A 16669-nucleotide genomic window follows, 5' to 3' on the forward strand; every position below is an offset into this window, starting at 1 on the left:
AATGTGATAACTATCAATTTATTTAACGTTAGTTTCTTTGTGATGGCGCTAGTAGGCTTTATTCTCATTTTTTGTTTGCGTATAAAGTTTAAGCGGCCACTGTCATTCTTTAAATGGTCTTTTTTGTTCGGAACGGTGCTGCTGTTACTAAGTTTATACTTGTTTATGGCGACCAGCCAATATATTCATTTGATATGCAATACAATCGGCTCAGTTATGACAGCGCTCTATCTTATCAGTATTATGGTGGGAACAGAAGAGTCATAAATACATATGTTTGAAAGTCTATTGAAAGTGGAAGATAAGTAGAAATGCTTAAAAGAGAACGAGACGAACTTACATTCTTTGAGCCGAAATGATGACAACTGGAAAAACACCTCGGTAAAAAATGCCGAGGTGTTTTTCGTAAATAAAAGGGAAAGGAGAATATTTAAAGAAATACTAGTCATGTTTTACTGAGTGTAGTAAAATAAAAAGTTATTATTGTATTTTTATATTGTTGCTATTGGCAACATGTGTTAGTCTAAAAGTGGTATACATTTTAGGCGATCTTGAAAAAGAGAGACGAGAAGCTTTTATTCAAGTTTCTTAAAAGCTTTACGTTTACTGAGGTGAAACAATGAAATCTCAAGTACAAAAATTTGTAGGCTATTTATTAGCTGGTGATCAAGACAGCGCTTGGGAAGTTGTGCTGGAAGAAATCCAACAGGGAAAGAACAGCCTAGATATTTATGAAAATTTAATTACAACCGCAATGCGAGTAACTGGAGATATGTGGGAAGAAAATATCATTTCTGTAGCTGATGAGCATGTTGCAACTACGACGTGTGATTATGTGCTAACTCGCTATCGCTTTTATAAAAAAATTCAGGGACACGCTTCAGACACTGCTCCAAGGGCACTGCTTCTATGCTTGGAACAAGAACAGCACTTCATTGGTTTAAAGATGGTGGCTTTATTGTTTGAGGAACATGGTTGGAATACTCGCTTTTTAGGGGCCAATCTACCTCTGGAATACGCTGAGAAAATGGCTATAGAATGGAAGCCGCACATGGTAGGATTATCTGTCAGCATTCCTTATCATATTGAGAGGCTTGCTGAATATACCAAAACTTTGGACAAATTAGAATCAAGACCAACAGTAATGGTAGGAGGGCGTTTAGTTTCTCAAATTGATTTCCGTTCTTACTGTTCTGAGCATACACGCCTAATTCCGGATCTTTACCAACTAAATAACTGGTTAATCAGTTATCACAAAGGAGTGGAAGTTAATGTCGATGCTTGAATATGTTCCAATTCCTTACTTTCTAGTGGATACTGAATTTAATATTTTGGAATGGTCGCAACAATCAGGTCATTTATTTAAGCCTTCAGCTAATTTTTTAGATCTTGTAGACGTATTTAGTCAAGAAAAGGCGAGAAAGTTTTTAAGCTTGCGCCAAAAAGATTCTCGAGAATTGTCTGTAGACGAACCCCATGATGAGCAAACGCTTGTCCAAAGCCGAGGCCAGGCTATTCAGAAAGTAGAGCTTGTGATGCAAACCAATGATTCGCCGTATTCACTGTTTGAATGCTTAATTCAATGGGATAGTGATATAGGTCATTTAGTTTGTATTCGCCAAGATGAACGTATACAAGAGCTAACGAATCTTGTTCAAGACCATCGGAAACGATTAGCAGATACAGATTTTGAACTGCTTGAACAAAAAGAACGTCTCGAAAAATCATTACAAAAAATTAAGCAATTGTCCGCTTCTTTTATTAAATTATCCTCTAAAGTAGGGCTTATACCTCTTTTTGGAGACTTAGACACAGCTCTTGTAGCTGAAAATACGTCCATTTTGCAAAACTTTGCACATGAAGGAAATTACACCACGCTTCTATTTGACTTTGGGGGCCTAGATATATTAACAACCGAAGGAATTCAAGCTTTTGCAGGCTTTATGCAGTCCTTCTATCTTATGGGGATCACATGCTATATTATTGGCATGAAACCGCACCATACGGCTGCTTTGAAAAATAGAACCTTTGGTGATCAAATTATTTATATGAATAACCTAAGTGAAATTATTGCTGTGAATAAAAATGTGAGTTAAAAGGGTGGAGGAGAAGAAAGTTATTCTTCTCCTCTTTCTGTATACACTTCTTTTGTTACAATTAAACATTTATTAAATCACATACTTGAAGGGTTTAGTGAGTTTTGAAGAATTGAGTCCGTCATCTTGCATTTAATAATTGATTTATTTCCACATCACATGACAAAAAAATTGAAGAAAGATATAAAAGATGACTAAAAGCCTCTTCCTAATGAAAGAAGAGGCTTTTTTGTTAAGAGTTTGCTGACATCGTATGAGACGGCAAAATGATGTCTTGGTCTACTAGGAAGGATAAAAGTTCTCGTGTAGCATATGACATATAGCGATCTTTTTTCAAAATGATGCCGAGCTCCCACATTGGAGTAGGTGCAGCAATTGGAATACTTTTAATAAAGGGATTATTGATTTTCGGAAACACGGACTTTGGTAAAATAGCAATACCTAATTCAGAAGCGACTAGTTCAATAATCAAATCCCATTGAGAACTTTCGTACGCTATTTTTGGATGAAAACCCGCTTGAATGCACTCATGAATAATGCGATCATGAAGAGAGAAATCTTTGCTGAACAGGACAAACGGCTCTTCTCTAAGCTCGCTCAAAGCAACAATTGATTTAGCTGCCAGGGGATGCTCATGATGAATGTATAAATTAAACTCTTCTTCAATAAACGGATAGACGTGAAAAAGAGGGTTTTGAATAGGCAATACGATAATGCCAAGGTCTACTTGTTCGTTTTCTACAAGTTCGACAATTCGCTTTGCGCCAAGCTCCACAAGCTCTAATTTCACCTGAGGATGTTTTGATGTAAAGTTTTTTGCAATCATCGGGAAAACGACAGTCCCTACTAAAGGAGGAATTCCTACTTTAATATCTCCTGTAGGCAGATTTCGTAAATCATCTAACAGAGCATGCAGCTCGTGAAGAGTGGATACCAGCTTTTGGCTTTGCCCGTACACAATCTGTCCTGCATCGGTTAATGTCAGCTTTCGAGTAGAGCGATCAAAAAGGTCTACGCCGAGTTCTTCTTCTAGTTTTTTTACAATTTTACTTAATGCTGGCTGAGACAAGTGAATCGCAGCTGCTGCTTTCGTGAAACTTTTTTGATTAACTACTTCCATGAAATGTTGCAGTTCTCGAATATCCATAAATTCTCCTCACTAGTATTCTTAGTTTTCATACTATTTATTCTATTTATCTATTTTACTTATGATTCAAATAAATGTAAACTCTTACATAAGGAAGTGAATAGTGATTCATCTAAAAATAGCACATCAAATTCCTCTAAATACGTTAGAAACCCGCATATTTGTAAGCGTTAACAAAAAAGTACCCTCGAAGAAAATCCTAAAAAAATATTTTTTTCTCCCGTAAAACAAAGCCGCGAGCGCAGAAATAACACGTGTTGAAATGTTCATTTTGTATACTGTTCTGACAATTAAGAAAGAGGAATAAAATGGTATAGTGCACCACTAAGGTGAGTCTATTCATTCTGCAAACGAGCCGTACATAAAAAAAAGGGCCGGTTTGTTAAAAATAATTGGGGGAGTGGTTGAGATGACATACGTTAAAGGACTAGAAGGAATCGTTGCAGCTGAAACAAAAGTAGGGCATGTTGATGGAGAGAAAGGTCAGCTGATTTATCGCGGATATTGGGCAAAAGATTTGGCGATCAATTATTCTTTTGAAGAAGTTTCTTATTTAATTTGGAACGGTACGCTGCCAAATCATGATGAGTTAAAAGCATTTAAACAAGAGATGGTGACTCATCGTACGCTTCCAGCTAATATTGTTGCGTTAATGGACTGTTTGCCAAAAGATACAGAAGTGATGAGCGCGCTTCGCACATGTATCTCGGCGTTAGGAGACCCTTCATACAGCTGGCCTCCGACAAAAGAGCAGGCGCTTGCGATTACAGCGGTAACACCTACCATTATTGCCTATTGGTATCGTAAAATGAATGATTTAGAAGTAGTAGAGCCTAACGAGCATTTGGATCATGTAGCAAACTATTTATACATGATTAACGGAGAAATTCCAGATCAAAGTTTGGTTACGGCGCTAAACGCCTATTTTGTTTTGACAATTGAGCATGGAATGAATGCCTCAACCTTCTCATCACGCGTTATTTCATCTACCGAATCTGACATGGTTTCAGCTATATGCGGAGCAATTGGCGCGATGAAAGGTCCGCTTCACGGAGGAGCTCCTTCTGGTGTTATTAACATGTTTGATGAAATTGGAAGTGAAGAGAATATTGAGCCTTGGGTTCGTAAAAAATTAGATAATAAAGAGAAAATCATGGGGTTTGGTCATCGCGTTTATCGCACACATGACCCAAGAGCAGAAGCATTAAAAGAAGTATCGAAACAAATCTCAGGAGACAACGGGCTATTTGATTTAATTGTTAAAATTGAAGATAAAACAATTGAATTACTCAATGAATACAAGCCGGGGAGAGGCATTTATACCAACGTAGAATATTTCGCTGCAGCGGTTATGAAAGCGGTTGAGCTTCCGTCTGAACTATTCACTCCGACCTTCACAGCAAGCCGTGTGGTTGGTTGGACAGCTCATGTCGTAGAACAGTCAGAAAATAATCGTATTTACCGACCTCAGTCTGCTTATATCGGTTATACGCCAGTTGAGCAAAATCAATAATAAATCGGATTTCACATAAAAAACGTCGGTAGATCCGACGTTTTTTTCATATGGTTAAATATATTCTTTTTGAGAATAAAATCGCTTTAATAAATAGAATAATCCGACTGCTAAGCATAAACTTGCTGCAGCTAAGCTAGAGGTAATCATGGCGTGTTCACCTTCGGTCGGGGTATGTGAAAGTTTATAGCTGCTGTAGCATAAGAGAGCTGTGATACATAAACAGCAGGAGCTAATCAATCCATACCGCTTTTTGAACCCAATAATAGATAGTAATACAATCAAATAAATCCCGCTCACCATCATCATAATTGGAAACTGAGGGTGGAATTTAATTGTATATAACAAATAATCGATGTGAGAATAGTGATGAACCGCCGAGGACTTTGTTAGCCCTCCGGTCAAACTAGCTGATAAAGGTCCTTCAAGCATCGAAGAGCCGTTATACCAAGTAGCGACTGAGGAAAGTAAAAAAACAAAACAACTTGCGAATAGCTGCGTCATACATTTTATTGACACGTATAGAAAGCTCCTCTCAATAACCATCTTTTGTTAATACAAGTCCGAAAATTATTATAGCAGGTTTTGAAAGTAAAAAAAGCACTATTGGAATGGTTTCATAAAACGTTCATATTTCAAAAGGTTTGTTTTTTCAAAAGAAAGGGAAAAAAGGTGAAACGGAAGATATGAATAGAGGAGAGAGAAAGATGAAGGCAGCAGTGATTTTGAATCCAAACGCAGGAAACAAAAAATTAGTAAATGAAATTGACTTTATATGTGATCGGTTAAACACAGCATTTGAGGCGGTTACTTTATATAAAACAGAGCAACCTGGAGATGGTGCCGAGCTGGTAAGAAAATTGGAAGGCGAAGCGGATGTCATTATTGGAGCAGGAGGAGACGGGACGATTTATGAGTTGATCAACGCTCTTGCTCCGCTGAAGCAACGCCCTGTATTTGCTATTTTACCCGGAGGAACGTGCAACGACTTTTCGCGTGCAATCGGAATGAATCAAAATCCTTTAAAAGCAGTGGAGCAAATTATTGAAAAGCAGACGGAAGCAGTGGATGTTGGAAAACATGGCGAAGATTATTTTTTAAACTTTTGGGGAATCGGTCTCGTAGCTGATGTATCTGAAAATATTTTAGAAGAAAATAAAGAGAAATTTGGTAAGCTCTCTTACTACATGAGCGTAGGTAGAACGTTAAATCAAGCAGAGCCTTTTCAATTAAAAATGACGAGCGAAAAAGCTTCCTATGAAGGAGAAGCAGTTATGGTGTTAATTGGGAACGGTCCTTTTTTAGGAGGAACTCGCGCTATGCTAGGAAACAGCTCATTTCAAGACGGATTATTAGATGTATTCGTTATTAAAGAAATGGGAATCGAGCCGGTTATGGCATGGTTACAAACAACTCCTGATGAGGAACAGCTTGACCCTGAAAGCAACCTTATGCATTTTCGGACAAAAGAAGTCCATATTGAAACCACTCCTGAAAAAACGGTAGATTGTGATGGAGAAAAAGAAACGACAACACCTTCAACGATTACGGTTCTCCACAATCACATAAATATGATAGTAGGAAACAAATAAAAAAAACGCTGAAACTTCAAGCGTTTTTTTTATGAAGACAGCCATCGCGGAGAAGTGAAGAGCATAATCATTATGCTGCTCATCGTAATAACAAGCATGGAGTAGCAAAAAGCTGTAAATCCGATAATATGTAAGCCCACTATCATAATCGTACTGTCTAAGATAAAAATGGTTATTCCTATATTAATTTTCCATTTTTTTGATACAATAATAGCGATTAAATCCAGACCGTCCGAACTGATGCCGTAGCGAAGCATCAGTCCTATTCCCATTCCTACGAGTGTGCCTCCAAGCAATGAGCTAAAGAGCAAAGGAAGCTCCAGCGTGCCTTCGAGAATAGACAGCCATTCTGTCATAAAAAAAGAAACAAACAAACCTATACTTCCATAAAAAAAGTTTTGGCGATGACGAAAAAAAGCATATAAATAGACAGGTACGTTCAAAAAGAAAATGGACATTCCGATAGGAGTTCCAAACACATAATATACGATAAGCCCAAATCCTATAAGTCCACCGTCTAGTAAGTGATACGGAGCAATAAATCCGTTTAGCCCTAGTCCAATTAATAAGCTGCCACAGCAAATCGAAACTACTCTCGAAAAAATATTCCTCACCCTATACGTTAAATTTTAATGGGAGTACTCGTCCATCTATGTATATGACAAGCTTAGGTTATTTAGAAGTAAAGAAGAAGAAAAAAGAAAATTATGTAAAAAGTATTGATTCTATAACTCTGATATTCTATAGTTAATCTAACTTCGTTTTCACGACAATTTCTTGATTTTTTACCATACTGTTTAACTGTTTGTATTTTTTAATATATAAAAAAGTTGTGTTCTGTAAAAAGCATACGATTGTAATAAGTCGATAAAAGCAAGCCGTTATATAAAGGGGTTGATTACGTGTAGGATTCTCTTTCTTTTCAGTCATACTAAAAAGAAAGAGGGATTGTCGTGAAAAATCGTTCCGTACTTTTTTTATGGTTTGGTCAAAGCCAAGCTAATTTAGCAGATGTATTATATATTGTTGCGTTAATAAGCATTCTTTACGCTCAAAATAGTTCTCCTGTGCTGCTTTCATGCATTCCGTTTACCATTACGGCTGCTAAGTTTTTGAGCAGTTTTACGGTGCCTTTTCTTATAGATCGCTACAGAGCTAAGCGTATTCTTGTGGTGTCTCAGCTGTTAAAAACCAGTGTTTTGTCTATGTTTTTCTTGTGGCATATGTCGCTTATCAGCATGCTGTGCTGCGTGGCGCTTATTGCTTTTTTCGATGGGTGGGCAGCTCCGGTTCAAAGCTCTATGCTTCCTCATTTAGTAGATAAAGAGAAGCTGTTAAAATGGAACAGTATGTTTAATGTCACGGATCAAACGATTCAAATTGCAGCCTATCCGCTTGGAAGCTTTCTGATTATTAGCTGGGATGCTACCGGCCTTTTATGGCTGTCATTTTCGTTATTTAGTTTGTCACTCGTATTCATGCAGGCCATTCGCATGAACGTTCATTCTTCTAAAACGAAGCAAAAACAAGGGTTAAAAGAGGGATGGAAGCTAATTTGGCATTATCCGCGCCTGCGGGTTTTATTAGTCATGGAGGTTTTAGAAGGGATGGCTGCCGGCGTTTGGGCATCAGCTATTGTCTACGTGTTTGTGAAAGAAATATTAAATAAAAATGAAGCTTGGTGGGGATATATTAACAGCAGTTTTTTTGTTGGAACGGTTCTTGGTGGTTTCGTTTTGCTGAAGATTTCAGTTGAGCAAGAGAGAAGTCTTTATCATATCGTAATACTAGGCAGTCTTTTTTCAGGTTTCTTTACATTATTGTTCGGAGTGATATCTGTGCCGTTTCTTTCCCTTTTACTTAGTTTTACTATTGGCATTGCCCTTCAAATAAGCGCTACGTGTTCTTACACGCTTACACAAACGGCCGTTCCTTTAGAAAAGCTTCCTAAGGTGCTTTCCGCTACGCTGAGCGTTTCATATGTGACGTTTGGACTTTCGGTGCTGCTGCTTGGCGCTGTTGCTTCGCTAAATGTGACGGCGGCGTTTCTAACGGCAGGAGGACTGATTGTAATCAGCGGCTGCGTAGGTTTATTCTTACGAAATTATGCGCTTGCTAACTAAAAAAGGTTGCTGTTTGCAACCTTTTTTTAAAACAGCGTATTTTCTCTCCTCAACCATAAGCCGTATAAGGTTGTTTGCTTTAAATATCCCCTTGTGTAAAAGTAGGGAGCTTTTCACGAAAACGAAAGGAAAAAAAGTATAGCTATCGAATTATGTTAAGAGCGTTGAGCTAAAAGGAGTGATTAAATGGTTGTCATTCGACAGGCGGTTGAAACTGATCGAGAGCGACTGGCTACGTTAATGCAAGAATATATAGTGAAATTCTGCGAGCAGCCTGACCCTTCCCGGAAAGCTTTAACTTTACATATTAAGCGTCTATTGAATAATCCTTCCTACGGTATCCAGTTTGTTGCTGAATTGGAAGGGAAACTAGTAGGTTTTGCGACGGTGTACGTATCGTGGAGCACCCATTATTTTAAAGAAACAGGCGTCTTAAAAGATTTGTACGTATCTCCTTTAAACAGAGGAAATAAAATTGGTGAACGTTTGTTTAAGATTTGCCTTGCCTATTCTCAAAAGTATGAGTTTGCAGGAATGACCGCTGAGTGCAGCAGTGAAAATAAAGTTGCTCAAAACCTTTATCAAAAAATGAACGGTAAAGAAAATGCAGGGGTTCAATACCGTTTTTTTTAAGAGAAGTACAGCTTTTACTTTTAAGACTTCTACTAAATGGCAAAAATATGTTATAGTATGAAAAGTGAAATTGATGAAAATGTCGGTGGGCTATATGTTAGATGATGGTATGAATAGTAGGGGGAAGTTGGACTAGCTGTTTGAAAGGCGGCCATCCTATTTTTAGTATAGCCGCAAGGAAGGAGCAGGACCTTGAAAAAAAATCCAATCTTAAACGCGTGGAAAATAGTAACTGCGACGAGCGGTTTTTTACTTGCGCTGTTTATCTTTAAAGTCCGAAAAGGAAGATAACCATATAAAAAAAGCTCCTCGATTGAGGAGCTTTTTATTATTTAGTAATAGGAAACGTCAAGGGAGTCACTGTTGATAAAGAATCTCGGTAAGAATGATAGGTGAAATAATGACGTGTTGGACTATAAATAGTCATGTAAAGTAAATAATCATATTTCGTTTCCATATAGAAAAAAACGCCGTCTTCGTGGAGTGCATAGAAAGAGTACGAAATCCCGAGCAGCGTTTGCTTTTGTACGCTTGCGCTTGGATTTTCTTTAATCCATTCATACAGTTCAAAAACACTCACTCCTGGTGAAGATTGCAGCGTATGTACTTTGTCATATAACTTATCAGATACATCCGAAACCGACTGTTTTAATTGGTTAAATAAGTTGGACATTTGTTCTTTCATTGTGGTGATCTCCTTTACGGGTAGTCAGCTATTAGCATGCTCAGAGAAATTCACGCTTATGTATAGTTAGTGAATGGCTGATTTGAATTTGCCGCCCTGCGCTTCTTGGGTATCCATAATGGTTGTAAATGCCTGTGGATCAATTTCAGAAATAATGGTTTTAAGCTTGGTAATTTCTAAACGCGTCACAACTACGTATATGACTTCTTTTTCTGTACCTTCAAATCCGCCTTTACCATACAGTTTCGTCACGCCGCGGCCTAGACGATGCGTAATAGCGTCTGATAGCTCTTCATAGTGATTTGACACAATAAAAGCTGCTTTTGTTTCATCAAGCCCTTGAATGATCGCATCGATTGTCTTAGACGCAATATAGTACGTAAGGATCGAGTACATGGCCTGTTCCCAACCTAGCACGAACCCTGCCCAAGCGAAAATGAAGATATTTAAAAACATCACAAATTCACCCACAGAAAACGGGATTTTTTTTGTTAATAAAATACCTAAAATCTCAGTTCCATCTAACGCTCCACCGTGACGAATGACCGTTCCTACACCTGCTCCTAAAAGGAGCCCGCCAAATACAGTAGCAAGAAGCGGTTCAGATGTTACAGCTGGAACATGGTGCAATTGAGATTCTACAATGGATAAAGCAACAACTGCAAACATAGATGAAAAGCAGAAGCTACGACCAATTTGTTTGTATCCACTATATAAAAAAGGGAGATTAAAGATGATGATAAGTAGACTGAACGGCAATTTCGTTAAGTAAACTAAAATTAGAGAAATACCGATAATACCGCCGTCAATTACGGAATTTGGGACTAAAAATAATTCGATAGAAACGGCAGCCAAGGAAGCTCCAATTAACATCATAATGTAGCGATAAATGAGCCGACCTGCCTTTTCCTTTTTGTGCTGTTTCGTTGTCATAAAATCTTTCCTTTCAACATACTGCCTATACGCAACTCTTACTAGTATAACTAAGTCTTGGGAACTCTATCCAATTATCTACTTTAAAAAAGACTAGCCAGAATAAACAAAATCCTGTTAAATTAAACGGTAGACATTTGCTGAAATAAAGGAGCTGTACATATGATAAACGTTTATATTCCACCGCTTCAAACAAGCGCTGGCGAAAAAGCGGCACGCTATATTGATACATTAACCAAACCGATAGGAAGCCTTGGAAGGCTCGAAGAAATAGCAGTTGAATTAGCGGCCATGACAGGGGAAGCTTTTCCGACAGTCACGCCGCCAGGAGTCCTCGTTTTTGCAGGCGATCATGGAATTGTAAAAGAAGGAGTTTCAGCTTATCCTCAAGACGTAACGGCACAAATGGCGCTAAATTTTTTGCAGGGAGGAGCAGCTATTAACGTGTTTAGTGGGCAAATAGATGCCCAGTTCAAACTGATTGACATCGGCATTGCTTCTGACCTTTCCCACAAGGATCTTGTACAACGCAAAGTGAAGCTGGGCACAGCAAGTTTTTATAAAGAAGACGCGATGACGCGCAGTGAGGCAGAATTGGCTGTTCAAGTCGGATATGAAGAAGCTGAAGAGCTTATTGCCCAAGGAATTAAATGTTTGATTGTGGGAGAAATGGGCATCGGAAACACTACGTCAAGCACGGCTATTTTAGCTGTATTGACAGGAGAAAAAGTCTCTAAGCTTGCAGGAATGGGCACAGGGATTTCTGACGAACAACTGCGCCACAAAGTGAAGGTAATTGAAGAAGCGCTGCAAAACAGGCACATCAACCCTCAGGATCCGATTGATATTATTAGTAAAATAGGGGGGCTTGAAATTGCAGGTATGACAGGTGCTATGCTGGCGGCAGCTGCTCACCGTATTCCTATTTTAGTAGATGGTTTTATTTGTACAGTTGCAGCTCTTCTAGCGACAGAAATCAATACACAAGCAAGAGACTATATGTTTGCTAGTCACGAATCTGTTGAACAAGGTCATGCGTGTGCAATGAAGCTTCTTGGCAAGAAACCGCTTCTCAACCTCAATCTTCGGTTAGGTGAAGGAAGTGGAGCTGCTGTTACATTTCCGCTGCTGCACTCGGCTTCGCTAATGATTGCTAATATGGCTACGTTTCAATCTGCGGGAGTGTCTGAGAAAGAATAAACTTAGAAAAAAATAAACCTAAAAAAGACATGGGAACAAAACCATGTCTTTTTTCTTTATTTTATAAAAAAATCTTATATTTTTAACATCATAAACCAATAAACGCTAAAGCTAGCACCTGTTAAAATAAATGATCCAATAATTAACAATACCAGTGCAACGCGTCGTTTAATCGCTTGAATTTCTCTATCTTTTGGCAAACGTCCCATTGGTCTTCCTCCATTATGTAAATATTTCACGTATTTTCCTATTTTACTCCGCTTTAAAAAGAGAGAACATATGTCAAAGTTACTAAAAAACAAATTATTTTACAAAAAAATTGTATCCACGTTACAGCAGGGCAAAGAATACGTATTTTTTCAGTTAGAAAAGGACTGCTCTAAAGGTTTACTTACATGGCAACAACCTTTATCATATAACTGACTATACTATGATGTTATCCAAAGTTGGAAGAAATCTCAATAAATGTGAGTGTTATAATTACATGATAAGAGTCAGAAAATTTTAAAAAAGAGTGTGAGCAAACAATGAACGGTATGTTGATTATTCGGAACGGTGCTCCTTTTTATGAAGGAGCTTCCGTGCCTATTCCAAAAGATAAAGCTTGTATTATCGGACGAAGCAGTGAAGAATGGGAGCCTTATCTGGCCTTTCAAAGTGCTTACATTTCACGCAAGCATTTTGAAGTAACGTACGAGAGCAATGCATTTTTCATTACAGACTTGTTTAGTAAACACGGGACAAAAGTAAACGGAGAAGAGTTACAGCCTGGAACCCCTCGTTTCTTGAAAGAGCAGGATGTCATTACCTTAGCAAATGAGGAGGCAGCTTTAGTATTTAGAAATGATGATATGGATGCAACCCTCGATTTAGGACCTTTGCTAAAACAAATAAATAAGCCATTTTACACATTAGATCCAATTTTGCAGAAAGTAAAAGTAAAAGAGGAAACGTATATTCTGTCAGATAAAGAATACGCGTGCTTAGCTTACCTTCTAGAATATAACAATCAATTTGTTTCAAAAGAAGCATTAAAAAAAAGCGTTTGGCCTGAACGAGTAGAGTCAAATGGAGAAATTCTGGTAGCAGCGGAAGAGCTGAATGCGCTGATTTACCGGGTTCGCAAAAAAATAGGAACATATTTAGAAATCGAAGTGATTCGAGGAAAAGGATATTGGCTGCACTTTAACGAAAATGGACGTGAATAGAATCACGTCCATTTTTTAATCTCGTTTTACAGCATGTACACGTATATGTTTAGCTTCTGCTAGCCAAGATCCGTTTTGAAATAGTTTGTCTTGCATTCGATTTTCTAAGCGCGTAATGAGGACATTTTTAGTTTCTGTCGTCACGTGAGCAAAAAGAGGGGCTGCATTTGTTTCGAGCCAATTACGCAAGCCGTTTTCCCCTTTTAACAAGAGGGGCCGGCTGTAGTGTATGGCCGTGGTGACTTGAAAATTCTGTGATTCCAAAAGAGAAGAATATTCAGCTACAGAAGGGAAGTACCATGGGAAATCTACATCGTTATAAGGGATATCAAACGTTTTAAATTGACGAATGATTTCTGTGAAAATTTCGTCCATGTTTCCTTTTCCCCAAAATTCTGCTACAAATCGGCCATTTGGTTTTAAAGCATTGTAAATGTTTTTAATGACAAGGTGAGGGGGACGGATATCGTGTAAAGTTGCATTGGAAAAAACTGCGTCAAATTGTTCGTAATAAGGAAGGTTAAGGGCGTTTAACTGTTCAAAGGATAGAGTCGGGTACTGATGACGAGCCTGTTCAATCATATTTTCAGAGCAATCGATACCCGTTGCACGGACATGAAGCTTATTGAGCTGCGAAATAAATTCGCCAGTGCCACAGCCAATATCTAAAATATGTTCGCCAGCTTGAGGAGAAAGAAGGTTCATAGCACTTCCTCCAAATGAAGAAACAAACGGAAGATGATACACTTGAGCAATTTTTTGTTGATTAACAGTCTGACTCATGAAGTGATTCCTCCTTTGTAAAAGATGATGACGATCGTTTTATAAGAAGAAACAAGCTTTGAATAGTAGATATGAAGTTATTGATAGAATTATACCATATATCTTACTTATTATGCCGAAAACTCCAAAGAAAAAGCGCACCAAACTTCTAGCTTGGGCGCTTACAAGTCGAACTATTTTATAACCATTAACCGAACTGAACAAATAGAGGAAGATCTGTATGACCCATCTCACGTACGTAGACGTATAAATTTCCTTTATGATGAATTTCATGGTCAATGGCCATTTGTAAAAGCTGTCTTCCAGGAAGCTTTCTTCCAAACGCTGCAGTTGCGTCAATGGTCTTGTTTAAGTCATCTTCGCTAAGTGAGCGTAATACGTCTACTGTTTTGTTCGTATATTCAGCTGCAAGGTCCGATAATGACTTACCGCCAAAATCAGCTTTTTGACCAAGTGGAGATAAATCACCGGATTTTACCACTGATGCAAATGCATAAAAGGATGTTAAAATATGCGTAGATAAGTCAAAAGCTGACATAGATGTCGGGGCAGGCTTGTATTCGTAGTGACCTGCTTCAATTTTGTTGATTAATTCATTAGTTACGTTTCGATGTGCTAAAAAGTGATGAGTCATTTGTTCAACTGTCATGATAAAAGGCTCCTTTATTATGTATTCGCTTCTGAGTATAGCATCTGAAAATCAGAAAGCGAAGAAAAAACTTTAATAAAAAGAAAAACAGCTGCTTACATGCAACTGTTTTTCTTTTTATTAGAAATTACGTTGTTTTAACTCTTCAAGTAATAACTCCATACCTTCGCGGCTTAAAGTTAATTTGCCATCTGCGATTGTTACGTTGTCAGAAGATACTTCACCAGTAATCGCACAAGCACCGTTCGGCTCATATTTCTTTAAAATAATTCGATCTGTTTCGACAAAAATTTCAACAGGATCTTTTACATCTATTTCAAGAACACGTCTTAACTCTTTAGGAATTACGATACGACCTAAATCATCTACTTTTCTTACAATACCAGTCGATTTCATTTTTTAATCACCTTTACTTTTATATTTTATTGAGTACACAAAATATTATTTTTGGAATTTCTAAGATGATTATATACTAGATAACCGCTAAATTTGTCGAAGTTATTAATATGTAAATGAACTGTAATATTATTGAAATATTATCTGTAAATACAAATCCTCCTACAAAATGGAATATGTAGGGCTCTTTGTATGATATAGGAGATGAAGGAATTAATTACATTTGACATACAATTTTATTTATGTTTATACAGCAGTTTAGGAGAGAGGATACATGTAAGCGTGGAAGCAAACAAGTTGAAAAAATGAAGAAAATATGATTAAATTTAAAAAGTAACTTGCTCAAAACGATTAAATCGTAATGATTACGTATTTCAAATAAAAATTGATAAAGCGAAAGGATGACAAAGAGTTTGGCTAAAAAATCAAAAGTTGTAAAAGAACAAAAGCGCCAAGAGATAGTAGCGAAATATGCGCAATTGCGCCAAGAGTTGAAGGAAAAAGGAGATTACGAAGCGTTAAAAAAATTGCCTAGAGATTCTTCACCAACGCGCTTAAATAATCGCTGCCGCGTTACCGGTCGCCCTCGAGGCTATCTTAGAAAATTTGAAATGTCACGCATTGCTTTTAGGGAATTGGCCTACAAAGGACAAATCCCAGGTGTTAAAAAAGCAAGCTGGTAGTATAAAAGCCCTCATTATGAGGGCTTTTATTATTTATTAGCTGCAAAGTATCGAGCAATTCCTTGATAAATACCTGTAGATATTTGCTGCTGATACGCGTTAGAAGAAACAATTTGCTCATCGTGAGCATTTGATAAAAAGCCTAATTCAAGAAGTACAGCCCGCTGGTTGTTTTCTCGAGTAACATAATAATCTCCAAAACGAACCCCCATATCCTTCATAGAAGGCGCATTTTCAGCCATGCTTTCTTGAATGTATTTTGCTAATTCTTTATCTTTAGCTTCACTGTAATAAAATGATGCGATGCCGTTTGCAGAAGATGAAGTAGAAGCGTTATAGTGAACGCTGATAAATGCATCTGCATGCTTTGCTTCACTAACGTTCACACGTCCGCTCAGTGAAATAAAAGTATCGTTTGAACGCGTCATAAATACATTTGCTCCGGCATTAGCTAAGCGGCTTGCCACAAGTTTTGCGGTTGTTAACGCTAGGTTTTTCTCAATCGATGACTTGCCTGAAGTGCCAGGGTCATATCCGCCGTGCCCAGCGTCTACCACAATAATTTTATCTTTTAAAGCAGCAGATGGGGAAGGCAAACTAGCTGAAGTTGTAGAACCAGCCGCAGCTGTTAACCCTTTTGACACCCATGCTGTTTGACTTGCAGAGTACTGAATTTGCACCCAGTCATTCGTTTCGCCTACTTTTTTGAATCGTTCGCCTGCTTTTGCTACACGAATAATTCCCGCACTTAAGCTCGGCTGACTGCGCAAATTTGAAGCTTTTGTAATTTGAATCGACTGGGCTGGTTGTGAAGACTGTCCAGAATTAGCTTGTAAATACTGACTTGCTACCCAGCCCGTTTGGCCGCTTGCCGTTTTAATCTGAGACCAAGATCCGCTTTCTTTTAAAACCATTACTTTTGAATTGCGCGGTAAGTTTGTTACGACCGATGCGCTTGTGCTCGCAGAAGAGCGAACGTTTAATGAGCTAGCGTTAACAACAGCTGACTTGGATGTTGTAGAACCCGA

20 protein-coding genes are annotated in these 16669 nt (G+C 38.0%); 10 read left to right on the forward strand and 10 right to left on the reverse strand.

Annotated features, from left to right (window positions below; genetic code table 11):
* Window positions 1-3: 3 nt before the first annotated feature.
* The 3 genes from ACRPLQ_RS07210 to ACRPLQ_RS07220 all read left to right on the forward strand — a co-directional run bounded on the left by ACRPLQ_RS07210 (window position 4) and on the right by ACRPLQ_RS07220 (window position 2096).
* Window positions 4-267: a hypothetical protein gene (locus ACRPLQ_RS07210; protein WP_081732902.1), complete on the forward strand. Its 264-nt coding sequence runs from the start codon at window positions 4-6 to the stop codon at window positions 265-267.
* A 352-nt stretch (window positions 268-619) separates the two neighbouring features.
* Window positions 620-1285, forward strand: coding sequence for a cobalamin B12-binding domain-containing protein (locus ACRPLQ_RS07215; protein ID WP_028414375.1), 666 nt, complete (start codon window positions 620-622; stop codon window positions 1283-1285).
* Window positions 1272-2096, forward strand: a complete 825-nt coding sequence (locus ACRPLQ_RS07220; RefSeq protein ID WP_014459398.1) for an STAS domain-containing protein — start codon at window positions 1272-1274, stop codon at window positions 2094-2096. Before ACRPLQ_RS07215 ends, ACRPLQ_RS07220 begins: the two co-directional genes overlap by 14 nt.
* A gap of 232 nt (window positions 2097-2328) precedes the next feature.
* On the opposite strand, the gene ACRPLQ_RS07225 is transcribed toward ACRPLQ_RS07220, so the two are convergent.
* Entirely contained in the window at window positions 2329-3243 is a 915-nt protein-coding gene (locus ACRPLQ_RS07225) for a LysR family transcriptional regulator (protein WP_013083830.1), read from the reverse strand.
* Window positions 3244-3652: 409 nt separating this feature from the next.
* On the opposite strand from ACRPLQ_RS07225, the gene ACRPLQ_RS07230 reads away from it, so the two are divergent.
* Window positions 3653-4756, forward strand: a complete 1104-nt coding sequence (locus ACRPLQ_RS07230) for a citrate synthase/methylcitrate synthase (RefSeq protein ID WP_033580593.1) — start codon at window positions 3653-3655, stop codon at window positions 4754-4756.
* Between the two features lie 54 nt (window positions 4757-4810).
* On the opposite strand, the gene ACRPLQ_RS07235 is transcribed toward ACRPLQ_RS07230, so the two are convergent.
* Window positions 4811-5275 carry a DUF4306 domain-containing protein gene (locus ACRPLQ_RS07235; protein ID WP_223260182.1) on the reverse strand — a complete coding sequence of 155 codons (465 nt, stop codon included), beginning with the start codon at window positions 5273-5275 and terminating at the stop codon, window positions 4811-4813.
* Window positions 5276-5463: 188 nt separating this feature from the next.
* Here ACRPLQ_RS07235 and ACRPLQ_RS07240 point away from each other — a divergent pair, with 188 nt between their 5' ends.
* Window positions 5464-6348 (forward strand): diacylglycerol/lipid kinase family protein, encoded by an 885-nt coding sequence (locus ACRPLQ_RS07240; protein ID WP_028414373.1) that lies wholly within the window; start codon window positions 5464-5466, stop codon window positions 6346-6348.
* A 29-nt stretch (window positions 6349-6377) separates the two neighbouring features.
* On the opposite strand, the gene ACRPLQ_RS07245 is transcribed toward ACRPLQ_RS07240, so the two are convergent.
* On the reverse strand, window positions 6378-6962 hold the full coding sequence (locus ACRPLQ_RS07245) for a YitT family protein (RefSeq protein ID WP_432235838.1): 585 nt from the start codon (window positions 6960-6962) through the stop codon (window positions 6378-6380).
* Window positions 6963-7301: 339 nt separating this feature from the next.
* Here ACRPLQ_RS07245 and ACRPLQ_RS07250 point away from each other — a divergent pair, with 339 nt between their 5' ends.
* Both ACRPLQ_RS07250 and ACRPLQ_RS07255 read left to right on the forward strand, forming a co-directional pair.
* Window positions 7302-8471 carry an MFS transporter gene (locus tag ACRPLQ_RS07250; protein WP_033580596.1) on the forward strand — a complete coding sequence of 390 codons (1170 nt, stop codon included), beginning with the start codon at window positions 7302-7304 and terminating at the stop codon, window positions 8469-8471.
* A 186-nt stretch (window positions 8472-8657) separates the two neighbouring features.
* Window positions 8658-9104: a GNAT family N-acetyltransferase gene (locus ACRPLQ_RS07255; RefSeq protein WP_033580597.1), complete on the forward strand. Its 447-nt coding sequence runs from the start codon at window positions 8658-8660 to the stop codon at window positions 9102-9104.
* 328 nt (window positions 9105-9432) lie between these two features.
* Here the strand turns inward: ACRPLQ_RS07255 and ACRPLQ_RS07260 are convergent, their stop codons facing one another.
* The gene (locus ACRPLQ_RS07260) at window positions 9433-9789 is read right to left on the reverse strand and encodes a hypothetical protein (RefSeq protein ID WP_033580598.1); all 357 of its coding nucleotides are present in this window, start codon (window positions 9787-9789) and stop codon (window positions 9433-9435) included.
* 66 nt (window positions 9790-9855) lie between these two features.
* On the reverse strand, window positions 9856-10722 hold the full coding sequence (locus tag ACRPLQ_RS07265) for a YitT family protein (protein ID WP_033580599.1): 867 nt from the start codon (window positions 10720-10722) through the stop codon (window positions 9856-9858).
* Between the two features lie 162 nt (window positions 10723-10884).
* Here ACRPLQ_RS07265 and cobT point away from each other — a divergent pair, with 162 nt between their 5' ends.
* The gene (gene cobT / locus ACRPLQ_RS07270; RefSeq protein WP_033580600.1) at window positions 10885-11922 is read left to right on the forward strand and encodes a nicotinate-nucleotide--dimethylbenzimidazole phosphoribosyltransferase; all 1038 of its coding nucleotides are present in this window, start codon (window positions 10885-10887) and stop codon (window positions 11920-11922) included.
* A gap of 74 nt (window positions 11923-11996) precedes the next feature.
* Here cobT and ACRPLQ_RS07275 read toward each other — a convergent pair whose 3' ends face one another.
* Entirely contained in the window at window positions 11997-12161 is a 165-nt protein-coding gene (locus ACRPLQ_RS07275; protein WP_155017376.1) for a hypothetical protein, read from the reverse strand.
* 288 nt (window positions 12162-12449) lie between these two features.
* Here ACRPLQ_RS07275 and ACRPLQ_RS07280 point away from each other — a divergent pair, with 288 nt between their 5' ends.
* Entirely contained in the window at window positions 12450-13130 is a 681-nt protein-coding gene (locus tag ACRPLQ_RS07280) for an FHA domain-containing protein (RefSeq protein ID WP_033580601.1), read from the forward strand.
* Window positions 13131-13145: 15 nt separating this feature from the next.
* Here the strand turns inward: ACRPLQ_RS07280 and ACRPLQ_RS07285 are convergent, their stop codons facing one another.
* The 3 genes from ACRPLQ_RS07285 to ACRPLQ_RS07295 form a co-directional block, all read right to left on the reverse strand.
* The gene (locus tag ACRPLQ_RS07285; RefSeq protein ID WP_028414366.1) at window positions 13146-13913 is read right to left on the reverse strand and encodes a class I SAM-dependent methyltransferase; all 768 of its coding nucleotides are present in this window, start codon (window positions 13911-13913) and stop codon (window positions 13146-13148) included.
* A 187-nt stretch (window positions 13914-14100) separates the two neighbouring features.
* Window positions 14101-14562, reverse strand: coding sequence for a DinB family protein (locus ACRPLQ_RS07290; protein WP_028414365.1), 462 nt, complete (start codon window positions 14560-14562; stop codon window positions 14101-14103).
* Window positions 14563-14682: 120 nt separating this feature from the next.
* A complete protein-coding gene (locus ACRPLQ_RS07295; RefSeq protein WP_013057736.1) occupies window positions 14683-14958 on the reverse strand; it encodes an AbrB/MazE/SpoVT family DNA-binding domain-containing protein in 276 nt (91 codons plus the stop codon).
* A 413-nt stretch (window positions 14959-15371) separates the two neighbouring features.
* On the opposite strand from ACRPLQ_RS07295, the gene rpsN reads away from it, so the two are divergent.
* Window positions 15372-15641: a 30S ribosomal protein S14 gene (gene rpsN / locus ACRPLQ_RS07300; RefSeq protein ID WP_028414364.1), complete on the forward strand. Its 270-nt coding sequence runs from the start codon at window positions 15372-15374 to the stop codon at window positions 15639-15641.
* Between the two features lie 29 nt (window positions 15642-15670).
* Here the strand turns inward: rpsN and ACRPLQ_RS07305 are convergent.
* Window positions 15671-16669, reverse strand: a 999-nt coding sequence (locus ACRPLQ_RS07305; RefSeq protein WP_432235839.1) for an N-acetylmuramoyl-L-alanine amidase, incomplete at its 5' end; no start/stop codon positions are given.

The sequence above is a fragment of the Priestia sp. TRN 1309 genome (assembly GCF_050846875.1).
In the GTDB taxonomy this organism is placed as follows: Bacteria; Bacillota; Bacilli; order Bacillales; family Bacillaceae_H; genus Priestia; species Priestia zanthoxyli.